Here is a 6709-nt window from a genome sequence, read left to right on the forward strand (position 1 = left end):
AATGATTAAATTTAATTAAAGAATATTTTATAGTTACATAGGTTGTAAACAGTACAATCTTGTAAAAAAGGCTTTAATTCCATGAATTTTCTGATTTCTACTATTTAAATGGGAAATCGTATTAAAAAAATTAATACTCAAATAGTTTATTTTAAATTAAAAAATTACCATTTGAGTATTGATTTGTTATTTATTTCTATTTAACTTTTTCTACTAATTTTGCAAATTCAGCAGGATTATTTAATGCTAAGTCTGCTAAAACTTTTCTGTCAAGCTCAATTCCAGCTTTTTTAAGTCCGTTCATTAATCTTGAATAAGAAATTCCATTTAATCTTGCAGCAGCGTTAATTCTGATAATCCATAATTCACGCATTTTTCTTTTTTTCAATTTTCTATGTTCAGTTGCGTAAGCCATAGCTTTTTTAACTGCTTCATTAGCCTTTTTATAATTTGTTTTTATGGCTCCTCTATAACCTTTTGCTTCTTTTAAAACTTTTTTATGTCTTTTTCTTCTAACTATTCCTGTTTTTACTCTTGGCATCTTCTTTCCTCCTTGATATTTTAGCCGTTTTTTGTTCTTTATATTTTCAGAACTAACTTTTGTTAATTTTTAATTTTAATTTTTTAATAAAAAGCTGTTAACTTTTGTTTTAAACTGCTTTTTTTAACTTCACTTTTAAATAAAAGTAATAAATTTGTTAAATTGCTTTTTTAAAAATAATTTTAAGGTAATTACTTAAACTATCTTCCTTCTTGTCCAGCCAATGCTTTTTTGATTTTTCTTTCAGCACCTTTTGGAGCGATTGCGTCTTGTCCTAGACGTTTTTTTCTTTTATGAGTCTTTTTAGTCAAGATATGGCTCTTTCCTGAGTGTCTTATAGAAATTTTTCCACTTCCTGTAACTTTAACTCTTTTTTTTGTTCCTTTATGTGTTTTCATTTTTGGCATTTTCTTTCCTCCTAAATCACTTTTCACTTTTTTAAATTTTGCCTTTATTTTTTAGGCGATAATAAAATAAATTTTTGAACCTGTTCTTTTCCGTATTTTTTCTCAACTGTTGCAGTTTCTTCGAAATGGCTTGCAAACTCGTCTAATACTTTAATAGCAGATTCTGCATGTAATCTTTCTCTACCTGTAAGTCTTAGGCTGACTTTTACCTTATGCTCCTTGGCTATAAATTTTTCAATTTGAGAAATCTTTGTATCTTTATCATGCTCGTCAATATGAGGTTTAATTCTAATCTCTTTAATAACGACATTTTTTTGTTTTTTCTTATTTTCCTTGTCTTTCTTCGTTTTCTCATACTTGAATTTTCCATAGTCCATAATTTTGCATACAGGCGGTGTTGCATTTGGTGAAATTTCAACTAAGTCCAATTCTTTTTCCGCCGCAAGTGCTAATGCATCTCTAGCTGACATTACTCCAAACTGTTCTCCATCATCACCAACAACTCTAATTTCTCTTGCCCTAATTCGCTCGTTCATTCTTGGCTCATCAGATCGGTTATTTCCTCTTATAAAAAACACCTCCTAGTTTTTTTACAATAAAAAAACAAGATATAAGAAACCTTGCTCAATAGTTATCATATAAATAAATCCTATAACAAAATTAGTATAACAAACATACTTATTTCATTATAACATATCAAATAACTAATACCCAACTCATCTTGAAAATAGAACTCATTATTCTATTTCTATTTGGAAAATCAATCCAAAATCTAAATATATTGATGGAAAGGTGAGAAACAATGTTTCTACTTCTAATTTAATTACTAAAACAGTTTATCATATTTATTTTTATTTTGCAAGGAAATTTTGAAAATTTTTTCAATATATCAAATTATAACTGTTAAAACATCTTTTTTCCAAACAATATTCCCTTATTTTAAAAAATATGATATAATTTTGAAGTTATTACATTTTAAAATTAAATACAAAAATAATTGGAGGTGAGATGGTAGAACTTAGAGATATTGAAAAAAATTATACTAATTTTGATTTGAAAATAAATTTAAAGATTAACAAAGGGGAAATTTTTGGATTAATTGGGCAGTCAGGAAGTGGAAAATCAACGATTTTGAGAATTATTCAAGGGATTTTGAAGGCTGATAAAGGAGAAGTTAATATTGCAAAGAATACTGAAGTTGCTTATATTTTTCAGGAATTTAATCTTTTGTATAACAAAAATGTCTTTGATAATGTTGCTCTTCCGTTAATTTTAAAGAAAAAATTTTCAGCTGAAAAAGTTGAAGAAGTTTTAAAATTTGTTGGGCTGTCTGATAAGAAAAAATCATTTATTGCTTCCCTCAGCGGCGGTGAAAGACAGAGAGTGGCTATTGCCCGTGCGTTAGTGATAAATCCACAATTACTGCTTTGCGATGAAGTTACAGCTTCTTTGGATAAATCTGTAAAAGATGAAATACTTGATTTATTTGAGGAAATAAATAAAAAATATGGAACGACCATTTTAGTTGTTACTCACGAACTGGAAGTTGTAAAAAGGCTATGCAGCAGGGTAGCGATTATTGAAAAAGGTAAAATTACAGATATTTTCAATGTTAATCAGAAGGATTATGAAAAATCAAACAAAAGTTATGCCGATTATGTGAGGGAGGTTCTGAAATGATGGATGCTGAATTATTAATTGCAATAAAGGACACTTTTATAATGGTTCTTATTCCTACGATATGTGCAGTATTTTTGGGAATTCCTTTAGGAGCTCTTGTATTTTTGACTGATAAAGGCGGCATTAGGGAAAATAAGTTTATAAATATTCCATGCAATATTTATATAAATGTAGTCAGAAGCTTCCCATTTTTAATATTTGTAGTCATATTAATACCTCTCACACGATTAATTTTTGGTACTGCTTTTGGACTGTTTCCTGCAAGTTTTCCAATTTGCTTTGTAGCTGTGGCTTTGTATGCAAGATTTACAGAACAGTCCTTTTATGATGTGAATAGCGGAATAATTGATGCGGCTTTGTCAATGAAGGCAAGTGTATTTCAGATTGTGTGGCATTTTTTGCTTGTTGAAGCGAGAAGTAGCCTTGTGCTTGGTTTAACCTCGGCAATTATAAGCTTTATCTCATACTCTACTGTAATGGGAGTTGTCGGTGGAGGCGGAATTGGCGACTATGCAATGCGATATGGATATAATGAATACAACTATGCCCTTGTATATAGGGTTGTGGCAATAATGATAATCATTGTATTTTCAATACAGATTATTGGAAACAGAATATCAAAAAATTTAGATAAGAAAAGGAGAATTTACTAATGTCAAAAAAATTATTAATTTCATTAGCTGTAATATGTGTGCTAATTTTAGCATTTGTTGGAATAAATTTAAAAAAGGATAATGTCATCAGAATTGCTGCGGCTGGATATCCGATGGATGAAATTGTGAAAATAGCAGCTGAAGATTTGAAAAAGGAAGGTTATGATGTAAAAATTACTGTATTAACAGATTATGTTACTGCAAATGTTGGTTTAAATGCCAAAGACTTTGATGCAAATTTTCACCAGCATGAGCCATTTATGCAAGTTTTTAATAAAAAAAATAACGGAAAACTTGTAAAAGTTAAAGGAATTTATGATGTTTATGTAGGCTTTTATTCAAAAAAATACAAAAATAAGGCAGAAATTCCAAATGGAGCAAAAGTTGCCATTCCAAATGATGTAACAAATCAGGATAGAGCCTTAAGAATACTTGCAGATAAAGGTCTAATCGAGTTGAAACCAAAAGATGGACTTTATAATTTGAACGATGTTATTAATACAAAGAAAAATTTCAAATTTATGGCAGTTCCTATTCCATCATTAGTGCAAGCATACCAAGAAGCTGACTTGGCATTTAATTGGCCATCACATATGCTAAAAATTGGAGTTCACGTAAAAGATGCCTTATTCATTGAAAAAAATACAAACGGTAAGTACGCTGTAAGCCTTGTGGCACGGGAAGATAATAAAGACAGTAAAAAAATACAAGATTTAACAAAAGCTATGACTTCTGAAAAAGTTAAGAAGTTCATTGAAGAAAAATATGCTGGTCAAGGATTCCCTGTATTTTAAAATCATTTAACATAAATTCGGTATTTTAATATTTACCGAATTTTTTTATTTAACAATAAAAAAATATGCGAATTTATTTTGGATAAATTTAAAAAATAAATTGGAAAAAAATAGCAAATTTGTTATAATATAAGAGATAAAATTTTTAGAAAAAATGGAGAGAAAATTAAATTGGAAGAAGTAATAGATTTTGATAAAAAAAGAAAAATGAATATTTTAGCACCAGCAGGAAATTATGAAAAACTGGTTGCTGCTGTAAAAGCTGGAGCTAATGAAGTGTTTTTTGGTCTAAAAGGATTTGGAGCAAGAAGAAATAACGAAAATCTAGCTATACAAGAAGTGCTTAACGGAATTGACTATGCTCATTCACGTGGAGTAAAGACTCTTATGACTTTGAATACAATTTTAAAGGATAGCGAAATTAACAGCATGTATAATAATATCAAAAGAATCTATGAACACGGAATTGATGGCTTTATTGTGCAAGATTTGGGATTTGTTAAGTTTTTGAAGGAAAATTTTCCAAATTTAAAAATTCATGGAAGTACGCAGATGACTGTGGCGAATCATGTAGAAGCTAATAAATTAAAAGAATTAGGACTTACTCGTGTCTGTCTTGCAAGAGAACTTTCATTCGAAGAGATAAAAAGTATTCGTGAAAAAACTGATATTGAGCTGGAAATCTTTGTATCAGGTTCACTTTGTATTTCTTATTCTGGAAATTGCTACATAAGCAGCTTTATTGGAGGAAGAAGCGGAAATCGTGGACTTTGTGCTTATTCCTGCCGTAAAAAGTTTACCGATGAAAATGGAGAAAGTGCTTATTTTTTAAGCCCTAATGACCAGTTATTGCAGGAAAAAGAAATCAATATGTTAAAAAATATTGGAATTGATGCGATAAAAGTTGAAGGACGAAAAAAATCAAGCGAGTACGTTTTCGAGACTGTAAGCTACTATGACAATATTTTAAAAGGCACTCCACGTCCGACGGAAAGTTATAAGCTGTTTAACCGTGGATATTCAAAAGGGTATTTTTATTTGGATAACAAACTTATGAACTTTAAATATTCTTCAAATTTTGGATATTTTCTTGGAGCAAGAATTGGAGAATCAAATAACTTTAAAATTAATGATGAATTAATTTTAGGAGATGGTGTTCAATTTGTAGATGAGAATTTTGAGCAGATTGGCGGAGAATATGTAAATAAAATTCGAATTATTGAAGCTGGAAAAAATGAAAATTCTGAACAGGAAAATAAAAAGCAAAATAATCACAATGAGAAAGAAAAAATCCAAAAAGCCAATAGATTTGATATTGTTTCAATCGGAAAATTACCAAAAGGAACAAAATATATTTACAAAAATTATTCTAAAGAAATTAACGACAGAATTATCCATAATATAAAAGTTTCCAAAAGATATGCCGCTGTTAATGCAACATTACTTGCAAAAAAAGGTCAAGAAATTGAACTTACGCTGGAAATTGAAAATTTGAAAAACGAGATAATTTCTGTGACAAAGAAAGGAAATCTTATTGAACAAGATGCCAAAAAATTGATTACGAAAGAACAAATCGCAGAGAAAATTGGCGAACTTGGAGATACGACTTTTGAACTTGGTAAAATTCAGATTAATTATGATGGAACTTCGTTCATTCCTTTTAGTGAACTAAAAAATCTCAAAAGAGAATGTGTTTCAGAACTTTTGGAAAAATTACTTGGCTCTTACAAAAGAACTGCTATTGAGCGAAAAAAATATAATTTTGAACCGATTAATCTGGAAAACGAAAAATCTAAAGATAGTAAAAAACCTGTTATTTCAGCACTTGTTACAAATGATGAGCAGGAAAACGCCTGCCGTGAAATGGGAATAACAAAAATTTACCGAAAACAGTTTGATGTTGCAAAGGAAAAGAATTTGTCAAAAACAGATAAGATAAAAACAGGTACAAACCTAGTTTCCAATCTTTATCAGGCAATTATGGGAGAAAAAACTGGAGCAAAAGGACAAACGCTGGACTGGAACTTAAATGTTTTCAATAATCATACAATTGAGATGTTTTCTACTTTCAAAAATCTTGAAACAGTATTTTTATCGCCAGAATTAAGTTATCGGCAATTAAAAAACATAAAATCTGACAAACTGAAAAAAGGGCTTGTGATTTACGGTTACCTAAAAGGAATGTATATTGAACATAAAATTTTTGATAAAGAATACAAGGAGCTGGAAGGCGAATTTTATGACAAGTACAAAATTGTAAGAAATGAACTTGATAATATTGAACTCTATCTAGACAAGCCAATGAATCTGATACCAAGGCTGGATGATATTTATGAACTGAATTTAGATGAATTGAGGCTAGATTTCACATTTGAAACAGCAACGGAAGTAAAAAAAATCATTAAAAGCATTGATACAAAAAGTGGCAAATATACTCCTTATGCCTTTGAGCAGGGAGTCTTATAAAAAAATTTAAAATTTAGTTTTACTATGTTATTATAATTATAAGGAGGAAACTTGGATACAAAAAATCAGAAGTATCTGGAAAAATTGTATTTACTTTTAGGTGCTTCAATTTTTATACATTATGCTTTAGTTATCTTATTTAGCATTCTAATATTAATAAATATATTT

At 29.3% G+C, this 6709-nt stretch carries 7 protein-coding genes; 4 read left to right on the forward strand and 3 right to left on the reverse strand.

Annotation, left to right across the window (positions count from 1 at the left end):
* Positions 1–196 precede the first annotated feature (196 nt).
* The 3 genes from rplT to infC form a co-directional block, all read right to left on the reverse strand.
* Positions 197–541, reverse strand: coding sequence for a 50S ribosomal protein L20 (gene rplT, locus Q0370_RS09770; protein WP_015769536.1), 345 nt, complete (start codon positions 539–541; stop codon positions 197–199).
* Between the two features lie 200 nt (positions 542–741).
* Positions 742–948: a 50S ribosomal protein L35 gene (rpmI, locus tag Q0370_RS09775; protein ID WP_026746377.1), complete on the reverse strand. Its 207-nt coding sequence runs from the start codon at positions 946–948 to the stop codon at positions 742–744.
* 44 nt (positions 949–992) lie between these two features.
* Complete coding sequence (gene infC, locus Q0370_RS09780) at positions 993–1526, reverse strand: translation initiation factor IF-3 (protein WP_299575164.1); 534 nt, start codon at positions 1524–1526, stop codon at positions 993–995.
* 430 nt (positions 1527–1956) lie between these two features.
* On the opposite strand from infC, the gene Q0370_RS09785 reads away from it, so the two are divergent.
* The 4 genes from Q0370_RS09785 to Q0370_RS09800 all read left to right on the forward strand — a co-directional run bounded on the left by Q0370_RS09785 (position 1957) and on the right by Q0370_RS09800 (position 6541).
* Positions 1957–2628 carry an ATP-binding cassette domain-containing protein gene (locus Q0370_RS09785; RefSeq protein ID WP_299575166.1) on the forward strand — a complete coding sequence of 224 codons (672 nt, stop codon included), beginning with the start codon at positions 1957–1959 and terminating at the stop codon, positions 2626–2628.
* Entirely contained in the window at positions 2625–3281 is a 657-nt protein-coding gene (locus tag Q0370_RS09790) for a methionine ABC transporter permease (RefSeq protein ID WP_299575168.1), read from the forward strand. The genes Q0370_RS09785 and Q0370_RS09790 overlap by 4 nt, the downstream gene beginning before the upstream one ends.
* Positions 3281–4075: a MetQ/NlpA family ABC transporter substrate-binding protein gene (locus tag Q0370_RS09795; RefSeq protein WP_299575170.1), complete on the forward strand. Its 795-nt coding sequence runs from the start codon at positions 3281–3283 to the stop codon at positions 4073–4075. Before Q0370_RS09790 ends, Q0370_RS09795 begins: the two co-directional genes overlap by 1 nt.
* 171 nt (positions 4076–4246) lie before the next feature.
* Positions 4247–6541, forward strand: coding sequence for a U32 family peptidase (locus Q0370_RS09800; protein WP_299575172.1), 2295 nt, complete (start codon positions 4247–4249; stop codon positions 6539–6541).
* Positions 6542–6709 lie beyond the last annotated feature (168 nt).

Origin of the sequence: uncultured Leptotrichia sp. (assembly GCF_938036635.1) — a bacterium.
In the GTDB taxonomy this organism is placed as follows: domain Bacteria; phylum Fusobacteriota; class Fusobacteriia; order Fusobacteriales; family Leptotrichiaceae; genus Leptotrichia; species Leptotrichia hongkongensis.

Coding starts and splice junctions, on each gene's coding strand:
- rplT (WP_015769536.1), bottom strand. CDS start 541: ATGCCAAGAGTAAAAACAGGAATAGTTAGAAGAAAAAGACATAAAAAA.
- rpmI (WP_026746377.1), bottom strand. CDS start 948: ATGCCAAAAATGAAAACACATAAAGGAACAAAAAAAAGAGTTAAAGTT.
- Q0370_RS09785 (WP_299575166.1), top strand. CDS start 1,957: ATGGTAGAACTTAGAGATATTGAAAAAAATTATACTAATTTTGATTTG.
- Q0370_RS09790 (WP_299575168.1), top strand. CDS start 2,625: ATGATGGATGCTGAATTATTAATTGCAATAAAGGACACTTTTATAATG.
- Q0370_RS09795 (WP_299575170.1), top strand. CDS start 3,281: ATGTCAAAAAAATTATTAATTTCATTAGCTGTAATATGTGTGCTAATT.